The organism is Stenotrophomonas sp. YJH_SMC_130 (assembly GCF_059369035.1).
The window spans coordinates 94,561-109,186 of record NZ_JCAFSH010000002.1; the positions used below are offsets into that span (position 1 = coordinate 94,561).

General features: G+C 67.5%; 15 protein-coding genes. 4 read left to right on the forward strand and 11 right to left on the reverse strand.

Translation table 11 applies throughout. The features are described 5' to 3' along the window. The first annotated feature begins 76 nt into the window (after positions 1-76). On the forward strand, positions 77-361 hold the full coding sequence (locus tag AC5P5V_RS04630) for a hypothetical protein (RefSeq protein WP_049412595.1): 285 nt from the start codon (positions 77-79) through the stop codon (positions 359-361). Further along, on the forward strand, positions 328-1,119 hold the full coding sequence (locus AC5P5V_RS04635; RefSeq protein WP_181357928.1) for a M90 family metallopeptidase: 792 nt from the start codon (positions 328-330) through the stop codon (positions 1,117-1,119). The genes AC5P5V_RS04630 and AC5P5V_RS04635 overlap by 34 nt, the downstream gene beginning before the upstream one ends. Positions 1,120-1,155: 36 nt before the next feature. Here the strand turns inward: AC5P5V_RS04635 and AC5P5V_RS04640 are convergent, their stop codons facing one another. The 7 genes from AC5P5V_RS04640 to AC5P5V_RS04670 all read right to left on the reverse strand — a co-directional run bounded on the left by AC5P5V_RS04640 (position 1,156) and on the right by AC5P5V_RS04670 (position 8,646). Next, positions 1,156-2,580: an ATP-binding protein gene (locus tag AC5P5V_RS04640; RefSeq protein WP_053498753.1), complete on the reverse strand. Its 1,425-nt coding sequence runs from the start codon at positions 2,578-2,580 to the stop codon at positions 1,156-1,158. Between the two features lie 25 nt (positions 2,581-2,605). Continuing rightward, entirely contained in the window at positions 2,606-3,289 is a 684-nt protein-coding gene (locus tag AC5P5V_RS04645) for a response regulator transcription factor (protein ID WP_004136763.1), read from the reverse strand. A 73-nt stretch (positions 3,290-3,362) separates the two neighbouring features. Beyond that, positions 3,363-3,737, reverse strand: a complete 375-nt coding sequence (locus AC5P5V_RS04650) for a hypothetical protein (protein ID WP_005420623.1) — start codon at positions 3,735-3,737, stop codon at positions 3,363-3,365. 213 nt (positions 3,738-3,950) lie between these two features. Then, positions 3,951-4,982, reverse strand: a complete 1,032-nt coding sequence (dusA, locus tag AC5P5V_RS04655; RefSeq protein WP_134969358.1) for a tRNA dihydrouridine(20/20a) synthase DusA — start codon at positions 4,980-4,982, stop codon at positions 3,951-3,953. 94 nt (positions 4,983-5,076) lie between these two features. After that, on the reverse strand, positions 5,077-6,417 hold the full coding sequence (locus tag AC5P5V_RS04660) for a VgrG-related protein (protein WP_231352475.1): 1,341 nt from the start codon (positions 6,415-6,417) through the stop codon (positions 5,077-5,079). Positions 6,418-6,442: 25 nt separating this feature from the next. Beyond that, positions 6,443-7,036: a lysozyme inhibitor LprI family protein gene (locus AC5P5V_RS04665; RefSeq protein ID WP_134968603.1), complete on the reverse strand. Its 594-nt coding sequence runs from the start codon at positions 7,034-7,036 to the stop codon at positions 6,443-6,445. Between the two features lie 155 nt (positions 7,037-7,191). Then, entirely contained in the window at positions 7,192-8,646 is a 1,455-nt protein-coding gene (locus AC5P5V_RS04670; protein WP_134968604.1) for a SulP family inorganic anion transporter, read from the reverse strand. 208 nt (positions 8,647-8,854) lie between these two features. On the opposite strand from AC5P5V_RS04670, the gene AC5P5V_RS04675 reads away from it, so the two are divergent. Both AC5P5V_RS04675 and AC5P5V_RS04680 read left to right on the forward strand, forming a co-directional pair. Then, positions 8,855-9,835: a cation diffusion facilitator family transporter gene (locus tag AC5P5V_RS04675; protein WP_134968605.1), complete on the forward strand. Its 981-nt coding sequence runs from the start codon at positions 8,855-8,857 to the stop codon at positions 9,833-9,835. A gap of 111 nt (positions 9,836-9,946) precedes the next feature. Then, entirely contained in the window at positions 9,947-10,372 is a 426-nt protein-coding gene (locus tag AC5P5V_RS04680; protein ID WP_061478828.1) for an organic hydroperoxide resistance protein, read from the forward strand. Between the two features lie 230 nt (positions 10,373-10,602). Here AC5P5V_RS04680 and mmsB read toward each other — a convergent pair whose 3' ends face one another. Genes mmsB through AC5P5V_RS04700 form a run of 4 tightly spaced genes read right to left on the reverse strand, consistent with a single transcriptional unit; the run spans position 10,603 to position 14,622 of the window. Continuing rightward, positions 10,603-11,493, reverse strand: a complete 891-nt coding sequence (gene mmsB / locus AC5P5V_RS04685) for a 3-hydroxyisobutyrate dehydrogenase (protein ID WP_005420650.1) — start codon at positions 11,491-11,493, stop codon at positions 10,603-10,605. Next, on the reverse strand, positions 11,490-12,665 hold the full coding sequence (locus AC5P5V_RS04690; protein WP_134968606.1) for an enoyl-CoA hydratase/isomerase family protein: 1,176 nt from the start codon (positions 12,663-12,665) through the stop codon (positions 11,490-11,492). Before AC5P5V_RS04690 ends, mmsB begins: the two co-directional genes overlap by 4 nt. Continuing rightward, positions 12,662-13,459, reverse strand: coding sequence for an enoyl-CoA hydratase (locus AC5P5V_RS04695; protein ID WP_061478830.1), 798 nt, complete (start codon positions 13,457-13,459; stop codon positions 12,662-12,664). The genes AC5P5V_RS04690 and AC5P5V_RS04695 overlap by 4 nt, the downstream gene beginning before the upstream one ends. Further along, on the reverse strand, positions 13,456-14,622 hold the full coding sequence (locus tag AC5P5V_RS04700) for an acyl-CoA dehydrogenase family protein (protein WP_061478831.1): 1,167 nt from the start codon (positions 14,620-14,622) through the stop codon (positions 13,456-13,458). The genes AC5P5V_RS04695 and AC5P5V_RS04700 overlap by 4 nt, the downstream gene beginning before the upstream one ends. Positions 14,623-14,626: the final 4 nt, after the last annotated feature.

The window sequence follows — 14,626 nt, forward strand, 5'->3', positions numbered from 1 at the left end:
CCGCCGGGGCTTCCAACGGGGCGCCGGGTTCGGGCTAGAATCGGGAACTCACCCTCCCTTAACGTGGATGTCGTCAATGCGCCGTTATGCCCATTGCCTGATCCTGCTGATGATGCCCTTCGCGGCGTCTGCAACGGCAGCGCTGGACGACAGCCGGGGCGCCTGCGTGTCCTCCAACGGTGATGCCGCCTCGCAGCGCGCGCCGACCGCGACCGCCTCGGCTGCGACCACCAAGCCGGCACCGGTACGCCCTGCGGCCGGCAGTGCCACCAGCACCGGGGGCGGCGGCAGCGACGACGACGTGCTGCAGCGCATCCGTGCGCCGAAGTGGCACAGCTACCTGCCGGGAATGTTCCGCTGATCAAGTCGTTGCTGCAGTGGCTGCGGCCCTCGCCGCGGCCGATCGACGATGCGCTTTGGGAAGACGCCTGCCGCCGTGCGGCCTGGCTGCACGGCCTGGACGACGAACGCCGCGCGCGACTGCACGTGCTGGCCACGCGCTTCCTGCATGAGAAGGCCATTACCCCTGTCGGTGAACTGCAACTGCAGGCTGGCGATGGCGTGCTGTTGGCCGCACTGTGCTGCCTGCCGCTGCTGGAATTCGGCGAAGTGGGGCTGGAAGGCTGGTCGCAGCTGATCGTCTACCCGGATGCGTTCCGCGTGCACCGCAGCCACATGGATGCGGCCGGCGTGTTGCACGAGTGGGATGACGAGCTGATCGGCGAGTCGTGGGACAGTGGTCCGTTGATCCTGTCCTGGGCCGATGTGCAGGCCGACCTGGCCGCGCCGCACGACGGCTACTGCGTGGCGGTGCATGAGATGGTGCACAAGCTCGATGCGCTGGATGGTGCAATGGACGGCACACCGCCGCTGCCGCGGCAATGGCAGCGCGAGTGGGCGGCCACGTTCCAGCGCGCCTACGATGCCTTCTGTGCGCAGGTGGACGCAGGCGAAGAGACGCTGATCGATCCGTATGCGGCCGAGGCGCCGGAGGAGTTCTTCGCGGTGGCCAGCGAGTACCACTTCTCGGCACCGGATCTGCTGCAGCAGGCGTTGCCGGAAGTGGCCGCGCAGCTGCGGCGGTTCTACGGCGAGCCGCCGAAGATCGAAATGCCGTAGTGCCGGCCGCTGGCCGGCACTACCGATCAACGAGGTTTACGGCCCCGGCGGCAAGCGCACTTCGAAGCGGGCGCCACCCAGTTCGGCCGAACGGCCCACGGTCAGTTCGCCGCGGTAGTCCTTGATCAGGTCCTGCACGATCGACAGGCCGATGCCGTGGCCCTGCACGCGCTCGTCGCCACGCACGCCACGCTGCAGCACCTTGCCGATGTCATCCGGGGCGATGCCCGGGCCATCGTCGTCCACCGCCAGCAGCAGGCCGGCACGGCGCGCGTTCGGCGCCGGCAGCGGCTGCGCGGTCAACAGCACGCGGCGGTTGGCCCACTTGAAGGCGTTCTCCAGCAGGTTGCCGAGCAGTTCCTGCAGGTCACCCGGTTCGCCGTGGAAGCGCGCGGCCGGGTCGATATCGAATTCGCACAGCACGCCCTTGGCGGCGTAGACCTTTTCCAGGCCACGCACGATTTCCTCGGCGTTGGACTCGATCGGCAGCGGCGCGGAGAACAGCTTGTGGCCCGACGAGGCCGCGCGTGCCAACTGGTACGAAACCAGGTTGTTCATGCGCTGCAGCTGCACGTCCAGTTCTTCGCGCAGCGCACCGTCTCCGGCGCCGCTGTCCATCTGCGTGCGCAGTACCGCGATTGGCGTTTTCAGGCTGTGCGCCAGATCGGCAAGGGTATTGCGCTGGCGCTCGAGGTTCTCGCGCTCGCTTTCGATGAAGGCGTTGATGCTGTCGGTCAGCGGTTCCAGCTCGCGCGGGTGGCGCTCGCTCATGCGCTCGGTCTCGCCGCGCTGCACCTTGGTCAGCTCGGTGATCACGCGGCGCAGCGGGCGCAGGCTCCACTGCAGGATGACGGTCTGCAGCAGCAGCAGGATCAGGCCGATGCCGCCCAGGTAGAACCAGACGCGGCCACGGAACACGCGCAGCTGCGCACCCAGCGCGCGCGAGTCTTCCATCACATAGATGGTGTAGGGGAATTCAGTGGCGGGGTCGGCGTCGGCGCCCCACACCAGGCCCAGGCCATAGCGGTACACCGAGCCCTGGCTGCCATCGATCTGGATCATCGGCAGCGGGCCTTCGAACACTTCCTGGCGCGGTGCCAGCAGGCCGCCGCCCACGGTGGGCAGCATCGGGCCTTCGGCGGACATCGAATTGCCCTTGCCGTGCGGCATCACCACCTGCAGGTACAGGCCACTGCCGGGTACGTCGAAGCGCGAATCCGGCGGCTGCTCGCGGATGTACAGCGAGCGGTCGCGGGTGAAGTCGATGCCGGCCGCGTAGGAGGTGGCGTAGTTCTTCAGGCGCTCACGCAGGTTCGCCTTCGCCGTATCGGCGAAGGCGGCGTCGAGCGCGTAGCCTGCCAGCGCCAGGAACGCGACCAGGCCCACGGACGCGGCGAGCATCTGGCGCGCCTGCAGTGAGCGCGGCCGCCAGCGTCGGAAGAACCACAGACGGCCGGACATCGTGTTATCGCCAGGGTGAGCCGGCTCAGCCCTCGTTGCGCGGGATCGCGAAACGGTAGCCGCGACCGCGCACGGTCTCGATCGGCTTCAGTTCGCCATCCGGGTCCAGCTTCTTGCGCAGGCGGCCGATGAAGACCTCCAGCACGTTGGAGTCGCGGTCGAAGTCCTGCTGGTAGATGTGTTCGGTGAGGTCGGCCTTGGAGACCAGTTCACCGGCATGCATCATCAGGTACTCCAGCACCTTGTACTCGTAGCTGGTCAGGTCGACATTGCTGCCGGCCACGCTGACCGTCTGGGCAGCAAGGTCCAGAGCGACCGGGCCGCATTCCAGGGTCGGCTTGCTCCAGCCGGCGGCGCGGCGCAGCAGCGCGTTGACGCGGGCCAGCAGCTCTTCGACGTGGAACGGCTTGACCAGGTAATCGTCGGCGCCCTGCTTCAGGCCCTCGACCTTGTCCTGCCAGCTCGAACGCGCGGTCAGGATCAGTACCGGGAACTTCTTGCCTTCGTCACGCAGGGCCTTGATCAGCTCCATGCCCGACATCTTGGGCAGGCCGAGGTCGATGATGCCGACATCGAACGGAACTTCGCGCCCCATGTAGAGGCCTTCCTCGCCGTCCTGCGCAGCATCGACGGCAAAGCCTTCGCGCTTGAGCCGGGCTGCCAGGGTCTCACGCAGCGGGGCTTCGTCTTCGACCAGAAGGATACGCATGAACTCTCCCTAGTGTCCTGGGTGTGGCCCGGAGGCCTGTGGGGTACGGGTTGATAGCGACGACTATCCCTGTTCAGGGGTTATCGCCGCGTAGTGATGACATATCCGACCGCGGCGTGCGCGGCTGTGAACGCGACGGGGCAGGGTCGTCCATGTAGCGGACCCGGCCCCGGTCGTCCATGTACTTCACCCGGTTGATATCACGACCATCGAACGGCACGCGCTCGGCGCCGAGGATGTGGCCGCCGGTGCTGCGCTGCACGCGGCGCACGGCATCGGACAGCGAACGCTCGTCGCCACGGTTGCCGCGCTCTCCCCGATCCATCATTTCCGCCCGTGCCTGCTCGCCGCGCGGCGGCTGTTGCGCCAGCGCCGAAGACAGCGGCGCAGCCGACAGCACCACGCAGGTGGCCAGGGCAATGCGGCAATGGAAGGGAGCGGAAGACATCGATGCGATCCTAGCCGAGCACGGCGATTCGTTCAAAAGTCGTAAATCCGGATGCCGGGTTCGGGACCCGGCGCTTTACAAATCCTTTGCAAATTCTTGGTTTGGGGCAGTGAATCCGGTCTGAACTTTTCCGGTCGCAGCCCTGCGATGTTCAGCTAGGTGAACATTCGGAACGAATCGCCGTCCCTTGTCAAGTCAGGAATGTGACTGCGGTCACGCTGCAGCGCGATCGGCTTCGCGCTCGGTGACCGACAGCGCCTGCTCGACCAGGCTCCAGTCGGCGCCCGGGCGGTGTGCGCCCTCGCTCAGCACCTGGCGGAACGCGCGGCCACCGGGCTGGCCGTGGAACAGGCCGAGCAGATGGCGGGTGATGTGCTTCAGCGCCAGGCCTTCGCCCAGGCGCGCTTCCACGTAGGGACGCAGCGTGCGCAGCAGGTCGCCGCGGGCCTGAAGCGGGGCGCCGGTCTGCAGCGCCTCCAGCTGATGCAGCAGGTAGGGGTCGTGGTAGGCCGCGCGGCCCAGCATCACGCCATCGACGTGCGCGGCCTGCGCCTGCACCGCCTCGATGGTGGCCAGGCCGCCATTGAGCACCACCGGCAGCGCCGGGCGCTCCTGCTTCAGACGGTAGGCCCAGTCGTACTTCAGCGGCGGAACCTCGCGGTTCTCCTTCGGCGACAGGCCCTTCAGCCAGGCATTGCGCGCATGCACCACCACCATCGCCGCACCGGCGGCGACCTGGCGGTCGACGAAGGCGGCGAACACGTCATAGTCGTTGTCCTCGTCCACGCCCAGGCGGCACTTCACCGTCACCGGGATCTCGATCGCGTCGACCATCGCCGCCACGCAGTCGGCCACCAGCGCCGGCTCGCGCATCAGGCAGGCGCCGAAGCGGCCGGCCTGCACGCGGTCGGATGGGCAGCCGCAGTTGAGGTTGACCTCGTCGTAGCCCCACTCGGCAGCGATGCGTGCGGCCTGCGCCAGCAGGGCCGGATCACTGCCACCCAGCTGCAGCGCCAGCGGCTGCTCGCTGCGGTCGAAGCCGAGCAGGCGCTCGCGATCGCCGTGGATGACCGCATTGGCGTGCACCATTTCCGTGTACAGGCGCACACCCGGCGCCAGCACGCGGTGGAACACGCGGCAATGGCGGTCGGTCCAGTCCATCATGGGGGCCACGGACAGGCGCAGGGAATCGGCGTAACGGGCGGTGGCGGACGTCATCGGGGTGTTGATCGGGGAGACTGGCATTGCCAGTGAGATCAATAGTTTACACCGGACGGCTGAACGGCGGCGGGTGGCGCCGGGACTGGCCGCTCGACCGGCCCCGGGGTCGCCGCGTGGCTTACAACCCGCGGTTGCGCACCTGTTCCTGCTGCTGCTCCTGCGCACGCTGGTTGAACTGGCTGTCCAGCGCTTCGCTTTGCCGGCTGCTGGCCTCGACCGAGTGCGATACCGCCTGCTGGCGGTCGACGAAGGTCCGCTGCGCCGCCGGGTCGCCCAGCTCGCCCTGCACCGCAAACAGACCGGTGCCGTCGGGGCGGGCCACGACGTGGTCGATCTGGCGCATCCCGGACACCTTGCTTTCGTACGCCAGCTGGCCGGCCGCCCGCTCAACCTCCTGCGGGTTGGCGAACAGTGGCTTCAGGCCGGCCTGGGCACGCTGCTGCTCCAGCGCCTGCAGCTTGCCCAGCGCCTGGCCGAAGCGCGCGTTGTCGGCGTGCCCGGGGTCGCGCATGCTGGCCGGCTCTGCGGGCTCGGCCCGGGCCGGTGCCGCCGGCGGGGTACCGGCCTTGACCGCGTTGGGGGCATCGACCTGCGCCAGGGTCTTGCGGCCTGCCTTGCCATCGTCGTCCAGGCCGTTGTTGGCCTGGAACTGCTTGGCCTGCAGGGCCTGGACCTCGGTACCGTGCTCGCCGGGTGCCAGCACGCCGTCGGCCATCGCCGATGCGGCCGCGCGCTGCCCGCGCTGGCCCGGCTCAGGTTCACCGAACGCTTGCTGGTAATCCTTGCCCCGGTAAGCCTCGGGGTTTTGGTTGACCTGGTCGTAGCGCGCCAGCCCGACCAGCGCGTTCTTCTCGGTGAGCGCACGATCACGCAGCGAATCCCACAGGGTGGGCGAGCTCTGGAAGTGCGACTGCACGTTGGCGTGCTTGTAGTCCTGCACCGCGCGGACAATCTGCTCGTCACTCAGCTCAGCCAGCTTGAAGTCTTCGCTGTAGGCTTGCTGGAGACCCTTCTGGAACACCGAACGTGTCATGCCGCGGTACTGCACCGAGGTGCTCCACAGCGCGTCCTGCACGGCCGGACCACGGCCGGAAAGATCAATGCCTACATCCTTCAGGCGGCCCATCTGCACGTCGTAGTACTGGTGCTGGATGAAGTCGTGCTGGTCCCTGGCAAACCCTGCCGGATCGGCCGCCGCCACTTCCTTCCAGCGTTCGGTGAAGGCCGGGGTTCCTGCCTGCAGGCCGTTGAAGCGGTTGCCATAGCGCGAGGCGGCGACGTATTCGTCCACGCCGCCAACGTTGGTGGCGTACTGGTAACTGCCATACGACACGCCACCATGGTCGCCCCTGCCGGTGGAAACGTGGCCGGGGCCACGACCTCCGGTTTCGAAATGCGCCGACGTCTGGCCGCGATGCCAGCTGTCCATTGCCTGCTTTGCCTGGGTCACAACATCCATCTTCCTGCACTCCTTTGCGGGGGATTTACTTTGAGGTCAGTGCCTGCAGCACATCGGCACGGTTGGCGGTGCGATTGATCCGGCAGGACTGCGCGTCCAGCATCTGCCCCTGCCCGTCTTCGGCAGGGTTCCAGCTGCAGTAGCGATTGGTATCGGACATGTAGGCAGCCTGCTCGTCCATCAGCCTGTCCTTGTCCTTGCCATCGGGGCCGTCAACGATCTTCATGAAAGCCTGCTCGAGCCGCTGCTCCTGCCAAGCAAGCTCGTCATCACCACACGCCTGCAGTGCCGATGTCTCGCCGCCGCTGGATCTCACGCATGCAGCATACTGCGGCCGCAACGTCGCCTTGTTGTAGGAATCATCCGGGCGCTGCGGCGGCATGTCCTGGTCATCGGCATCGGCCACCGTCGTGGCAGGTGCGGCACGTGCAGGCTCTGCAGTGGCGGGCAGCGATGCAGTGGCCGGCGCGGCGGCCGCGGGGGCAGCTGCCGTATCCGCCTCCGGGCTCTTGGCCTGGCATGCCGCCAGGCTGAGGCCAAAGGCCAGCGCAAGGGCGATGGCCCCAGCCTTGCCGAACGTTTCACGGGGGGCCGCTGGAAGGTGGTTTATTCCCTGCATTGCTTGCATCTCCTTGGCATCCAGGCGCGTGGCCCGTCAACGCGGGGCCGTCCATCGGCCCCATCAGGAAACGCATGCTACGCGAGCGTGGATTTCAGATGCCTGACCGGATTCAGAATGCGTGCACCTCGTCGCAGAAGCAGGATGCGTAAGCCTCAATGCCCGCCCGCGCGCCCGCCCACCTGTTCGATCAGCGTCTGGCTAGCCACATTGAGGCCCACCACCACCACCTCCGCCCCATGCGCGGCCAGCTTTTCCTGCGCACGTTCCAGCGCGGCCACTGCGGTCAGGTCCCACAGGTGGGCGTCACGCAGGTCGATCTGCACCTTCGGCGCGACGTGCTGGTAGTCAAACGCCGCGCCCAGCTGGCCGGCAGACGCAAAGAACACCTGCCCGCGTACGCGGTAGACCTGCGTGTCTCCGGCATCCTCGCGCTGCACCTCCAGCATGCGGCCGACCTTGCGGGCGAAGAACAGCGCCGACAGCAGCACGCCACTGAGCACGCCCTTGGCCAGGTCGTGGGTGGCCACGGTGACCACCACGGTCAGCAACATCACGGCCGAGGAACTGCGCGGATGCGTGCGCAGGTCACGCAGCGAGCGCCAACTGAAAGTGCCGATGCTGACCATGATCATCACCGCCACCAGCGCAGCCATCGGGATCTGCCGCACCAGGTCGCTGCCGTACACCACCAGCACCAGCAGCAGCACGCCGGCCACCAGGCAGGACAGGCGGCCGCGGCCACCAGACGTCACGTTGATGACCGACTGGCCGATCATCGCGCAGCCGGCCATGCCGCCGAGGAACCCGGTGACCGTGTTGGCCACGCCCTGGCCGACGCATTCGCGGTTGCGCTCGCTGGGCGTCTCGGTGATGTCCTCGACGATCTGCAGGGTCATCATCGATTCGAGCAAGCCGACCACGGCCAGCGTGGCCGACACCGGCAGCAGGATGCGCAGCGTTTCCCAGCTGAGCGGTACATCGGGGATGAGGAACTGCGGCAGGCTGTCCGGCAGCTGGCCCATGTCACCAACACTGCGCACGTCCACGCCAAAGCCGATCACTACGGCGGTGAGCACGACGATTGCCACCAGCGGCGAAGGCACAGCGCGGGTGAGGCGCGGCAGCAGGTAGATGATCGCCAGTGCGGCGGCACACAGCACGTAGACGGTGGGACCGCGGCCGATCAGTTCCGGCATCTGCGCCAGGAAGATCAGGATCGCCAGCGCGTTGACGAAGCCGGTGATGACCGAGCGCGAGACGAATCGCATCAGCGACCCAAGCTTGAACACACCGGCCAGCACCTGCAGCAGGCCGGCCAGGATGCTGGCGGCGAACAGGTACTGCAGGCCATGGTCCTTGACCAGGTCGACCATCACCAGCGCCATTGCACCGGTGGCGGCGGAGATCATGCCCGGCCGGCCGCCAGCGATGGCGGTGACCATCGCGATGGAAAACGCGGCGTACAGGCCGACCTTGGGGTCGACGCCGGCGATGAGCGAGAAGGCGATGGCCTCGGGAATCAGGGCCAGGGCGACGACCATGCCGGACAGCAGATCACCACGGATGTTGCCGAGCCATTGCTGGCGCAGGGGGTAGGACGTTTGCATGGAAAAACTCCGCGCGCACGCGGGCGTGGCCGCATGGCGCTGCAGTGGAAATACGCGGGTTCCTGAGCCGGGCGGGCCGGCTGCCGAGATGCGGCAAGGGTCAGGGTGGCGTGATCACTGCAGGCGGGAATCGGTACGTGGGAGGGACGCAGTCTACGGCACAGGGCTGCCAAGGGATAGCGTCGACAGTCCGCAACGGCAGCGGAGCATGGCTCCGCTCTACAATCGCGCCATGGCCACCGACCACGCACAGTTCTTCGATCCCGCCACCGAACAAGGCGTGCTGCGCCTGTCCATCGCAGGCTCACTGCTGCTGGCCGCGGCAGCGGTAGTGTTCGGCCTGCTGGCCAATTCCTCGCTGATCATCTTCGACGGCATCTACGGCCTGATCGATGTGGTGATGACCTGGCTGTCACTGCTGGTCGCGCGGCTGATCGCACTGTCCACCAGCACCGACGCGCTGCAGTCGCGGCTCAACCAGCGCTTCACCATGGGCTTCTGGCACCTGGAGCCGATCGTGCTGGGGGTGAGCGGCACGCTGATGATCGGCGCTGCGCTGTATGCGCTGGTCAATGCGGTCGACGCGCTGATGTCCGGCGGCCGCCACATCGCGCTCGGTCCGGCCATCGCCTTCGCCGGGTTGTCGATCGTCGGCGAAGGTGCGCTGGCCTGGTTCGTGCTGCGCGCCAACCGCCGCATCGGCTCGGAGTTCATCGCACTGGATGCGAAAAACTGGGTGATCGCGGCCAGCATGTCGGCCTGCTACCTGCTGGCCTTCCTCGGCGGCGTGCTGGTGCAGGGCACGTCCTGGGCCTGGGTCGGGCCGTACATCGACCCGGCCATCCTCGCCTTCGTCTGCGTGCTGGTGATGATCGCCCCGCTCGGCACCGTGCGCCGGGCGCTGGCCGGCATCCTGCTGGTCACCCCGCCGGAACTGCAGGCGCATGTGGATGCGGTGGCACGCGCGATCGTGGCCAGGCACGGCTTCGTTGAGCACCGCAGCTACGTCGCGCAGGTGGGGCGTGGCGAGCAGATCGAGCTGTTCTTTGTGGTGCCGGAAGACGACCCGCCGCGGCCCTTGGTGGAATGGGACCGGCTGCGCGAAGAGATCGGCGAAGCCCTGGGCGAGGCCTCGCCGGACCGCTGGCTGACCATCATGTTCACCACCGACCGCGAGTGGACGATCTAGGCCGGCAGGACGATCGATCAAGTTTTTCGTACGCGTTGCAACCCAACGTACGCGGAAAGCGGGCAAAGTAGGCTCCAACGCAACACCCACCCACTGACCAGGAGCATCCCGATGTCCATCGAAAAGGTTCTGTACACCGCCCAGGCCACCTCTACCGGCGGCCGCGAAGGCCGTTCCGTCTCCTCCGACAACGTGCTGGACATCCAGCTGTCGACCCCCCGCGAGCTGGGCGGCGCCGGCGGCCCAGGCACCAACCCGGAACAACTGTTCGCCGCCGGCTACTCGGCCTGCTTCTTGGGCGCGCTGAAGTTCGTCGCCGGCCAGGCCAAGGTCGCGCTGCCGGCCGACACCACCGTCACCGGCAAGGTCGGCATCGGCCAGATCCCGACCGGTTTCGGCATCGAGGCCGAGCTGACCATCAACGTGCCGGGCGTGCCGCGCGAGCAGGTGGAAGAACTGGTGCAGAAGGCACACGTCGTGTGCCCGTACTCCAACGCCACCCGCGGCAATATTGATGTAACGCTGATCGTTGCCTGATGCGGTGCTGCCGGCCAACGGCCGGCACTACCCGCGCGCGGTGCAAAAAATGGGCGGATGCCGGTCGAAACCGAACATCCGCCCATCCCACCTCGGGTGGTCCCCGGCACGCGGCCGGGGACGCATTCGCTACGGCGCGCATCCATCCTTCTGGAGGAGAGCCCCCTTGTTGTTCAAGGGGGTGCGCCAACGGCGCGGGGATAAGGTGGAATGCGCGGACCAGCGACCGGTTACCGGTCGCTGGTGATGAGCTGCACGACGCTGGAGAAATCCAGCTTGCCGCGGCCGGCCTGGTGGTTCATCGAGTACAGGTTGCGCGCCACTTCGCCCAGCGGGATCGAGGCACCGACACTCATCGCCGCTTCCACCGCCAGGCCCATGTCCTTCAGCATCAGATCGCTGCCGAAACCGCCGCTGTAGCCGCGCGAGGCCGGCGCATTTTCCAGCACGCCCGGCCACGGGTTGCACACTTCGGTGGCCCAGCTGCGGCCGGTGCTGACCGCCATCATCTGCGACAGCACCTTCGGGTCCAGCCCGTGCGCCACGCCCAGTGCGATGGCTTCACCGGTCACCGCCATGATCACGCCCAGCGCCATGTTGTTGCACAGCTTGGCGACCTGGCCGGCACCGCTGGCGCCGACATGGAAGATGTTCTTGCCCATCGCCTGCAGCACCGGGCGAGCGCGTTCCAGCGCGTCCTCTTCGCCACCGACGATGAAGGTCAGGGTGCCGGCCTGGGCGCCAGCGGTACCGCCGGAGACCGGCGCGTCGATCATCTGCAGGCCACGCGCGGCGGCCGCTTCGGAAACCTTGCGGGCACTGGCCGGTGCGATCGTGCTGCAGTCGATGACCAGTGCACCGGCCGGGATCGCGGCGAGGATGCCGTCATCGCCCAGGTACACACCTTCAACGTGGCGGCTGGCCGGCAGCATCGAGATCACGACCTCCGCATCGGCCAGGGTATCGCGTGCCGACGACGCCGCGCTGGCACCGGCATCGACGGCGGCCTGCACCGCGGCCGGGACCAGATCGAACACGCGCACGGTGTGGCCGTTCTTGACCAGATTGGCGGCCATCGGGCCACCCATGTTGCCCAACCCGATGAATGCAATGCGGCTCATGCAAGGCTCCTTTCAACAAGGGGAGTGCCCAGGTCGGCCAGCGGATGCGCGGCAGCGGCCCAGGGGGAAGCAAAGAAGGTGTCGGCCCACGCACCGGTGGCCTCGGCCAGGGTGGCCGGGTTCCACTGCGGATTGCGGTCCTTGTCGATCAGCAGCGCGCGGATGCCTTCGGCGAAATCACCATGGGCGGCGCAATGCAGGGCGACGATGTACTCCAGGCGGTAGATTGCGGCCAGATCCTGGCCGGCACTGCGGCGCTGCAGCTCGTACGACAACCGTGCTGACCCAGGTGCCCCGGCGGCGAGCGTTTTCTGTGCCGCCTGCAACCACGCATCATCGGTCTGCAGGCCGGCAATGCGCGCGACAATGGCTTCAAGGTCATCGCCTTCGCACAACGCATCGACCTGCGCCGCGTTGGCCAGCAGCGGACCGGTGGCGGCATCGCTGGCATGCGACTGCAGCAGATGGGTCAGGCGTTCGTGGTTGTGTGCGGGCTCACTGGACCAGGCCACCTGCAGCAGCGCATCGAACACCGCACTGCGGCGCTCTTCGGGCACATGTACATCGGCCAGGCCAGCGTAGATGGCATCGCCCGGGTTGAGCAGCGCCCCGGTCAGGGCCAGGAACAGCCCGCCCTTGCCCGGCACGCGCGGCAGCAGCCAGCTGCCACCGACATCAGGGAACAGGCCAACGGTGATTTCCGGGAAGGCCAGCTTGGAGCGCTCGCTGACCACACGATGGCTGGCGCCGGACATCAGGCCGATACCGCCGCCCATCACGATGCCGTGGCCCCAGCACAGGATCGGCTTGGCGTAGGTGTGGATGAGGTAATCGACGCGGTACTCGACGTCGAAGAACTCGGCGGCGTAGTCGTTCCCGCGGATGTCGCTGCGGCCGGCCTCACGGAAGGCGACCATGGCCTTGTACAGGCTGTGCAGGTCGCCGCCAGCGCAGAACGCCTTCTCGCCAGCACCCTGCAGCACCACCATGGCGATGCCGTCGTCGTCGGCCCAGGCGTTCAACTGCTCCAGCAGCAGGTGTGCCATCGGCAGCGAGAAGCCATTGAGCGTGCGCGGCGCGTTGAGCGTGGCGATGCCGATGCGCATGCCGTTACCGGCCACGCGCTCCTCGAACAGCACCGGTGCGTCGTCGGCAGCGGTGTCGGTGCTCATGCGTTCTTCCACTGCGCAGCGCGCTTTTCCAGGAAGGCAGTCACGCCCTCGACCTGGTCGGCGGTGTCGAACAGATCGACGAAGGCTTCGCGCTCGGCCACCAGCGCCGAGGCGTGGGTGCCGGTGCGGGTGGCCTGTACCAGCGTCTTGCAGGCGGCGATGCTGGTCGGGCTCTGCTTGCCGGCCTTTTTCGCCCATTCCAGCGCCAGTGCCTTGGCTTCGCCCTTGCCGACCTTTTCTTCGGCCAGGCCGATGCGCAGCGCGGTCTCGGCATTGATGCGCTCGCCCAGCAGGATCATGCGCTTGGCCCAGCCCTCGCCGACCAGGCGCGGCAGGTTCTGGGTGCCACCAGCACACGGCAGCAGGCCGACGGTGGCCTCCGGCAGCGCCACCTGGGCGTGGTCTTCGATGATGCGCAGGTCGCAGGCCAGCGCGCATTCCAGGCCTCCGCCCATCGCGTAGCCGTTGATCGCGGCGATCGACACGCCACGGAAACCGGACAGCGCCTCGAAGGCTTCGCCGAAACGGCGCGCGGCTTCGCGCGCTGCGGCCTTGTCGCCGGAAGCGAACTGGTTGAGGTCGGCACCGGCGGAGAAGAACTTCTCGCCGTCACCGGTGATCACCAGCGCGTAGATGTCGCGGTCTGCGTTGAGCGCGCCGACCAGGTCGCGCAGCGCCGACAGGCTGTGCACGGTCCAGGTGTGCGCCGGCGGGTTGTGCAGGGTAACCACGGCGGTGTGGCCATCGACCTCCACCTTCAGGCCCACGTGCTCCTGGGTACGCCAATCCTTCATCGCAGTTCCTCTTCGGTGTTGAGCAGGTGACGGGCAACGATCACCCGCATGATCTCGTTGGTGCCTTCCAGGATCTGGTGCACGCGGCAGTCACGCAGCAGGCGCTCGATCGGGTACTCGCGGATGTAGCCGTAGCCCCCGTGGATCTGCAGCGCTTCGTTGCAGACGTTGAAACCGGCATCGGTGGCGAAACGCTTGGCCATCGCGCACCAGACATTGGCATCGCTGGCACCGGCATCGAGCTTGCGTGCGGCGGTGTGCACCATCTGCCGCGCGGCCACCAGCTGGGTGACCATGTCGGCCAGCTTGAACTGCAGCGCCTGGAACTCGGCCAGCGCCTTGCCGAACTGGCGGCGCTCGCCCATGTAGCGGCGCGCGGCATCCAGCGCGCCCTGCGCGGCACCCAGCGAGCAGGCAGCAATGTTGATGCGGCCACCATCCAGCCCCTTCATCGCCAGCTTGAAGCCGCCGCCTTCCTCTCCCAGAAGGTGGCTGACCGGCACGCGGACGTTTTCGAAGGTGATGCCACGGGTGGGCTGGCTGTTCCAGCCCATCTTCTCTTCCTTGCGGCCGAAGCTGATGCCCGGCAGGTCCGACGGCACTGCAATGGCGCTGACGCCGCCGGCGCCGGCACCGCCGGTACGTGCCATCACCACCAGCAGTTCGGTGGCACCGGCGCCGGAGATGAAGGCCTTCGAGCCGTTCAGCACATAGAAGTCACCGTCGCGCACGGCGGTGGTCTTCAGCGAGGCCGCATCGGAACCGGCTCCCGGTTCGGTCAGGCAGTACGAGGCCAGCTTGTTGCCCGAGGACAGGTCAGTGCCCCACGCATCGCGCAGTGCTGGCTGGCCCCACGTGGACACCATCCACGAGGCCATGTTGTGGATGCTGATGTAGGCCGCAGTCGACGGATCGATGTTGGCGAGCTCCTCGATGACGACGGCGGCGTCCAGCCGGCTCAGGCCGCTGCCGCCCACTTCCGGGTCCATGTACAGACCGCAGAAGCCCAGTTCACCGGCCTTGGCGATCGCCTCGCGCGGAAAGATGCCCTCCGCATCCCATCGCGCGGCGTGCGGTGCCAGTTCGGCCAGTGCGAAGTCGCGCGCTGCCTCGCGGTACGCCTGCTGCGCTTCTTCCAGTTCCGTCGTCATCGAGTGGCTCATGGCT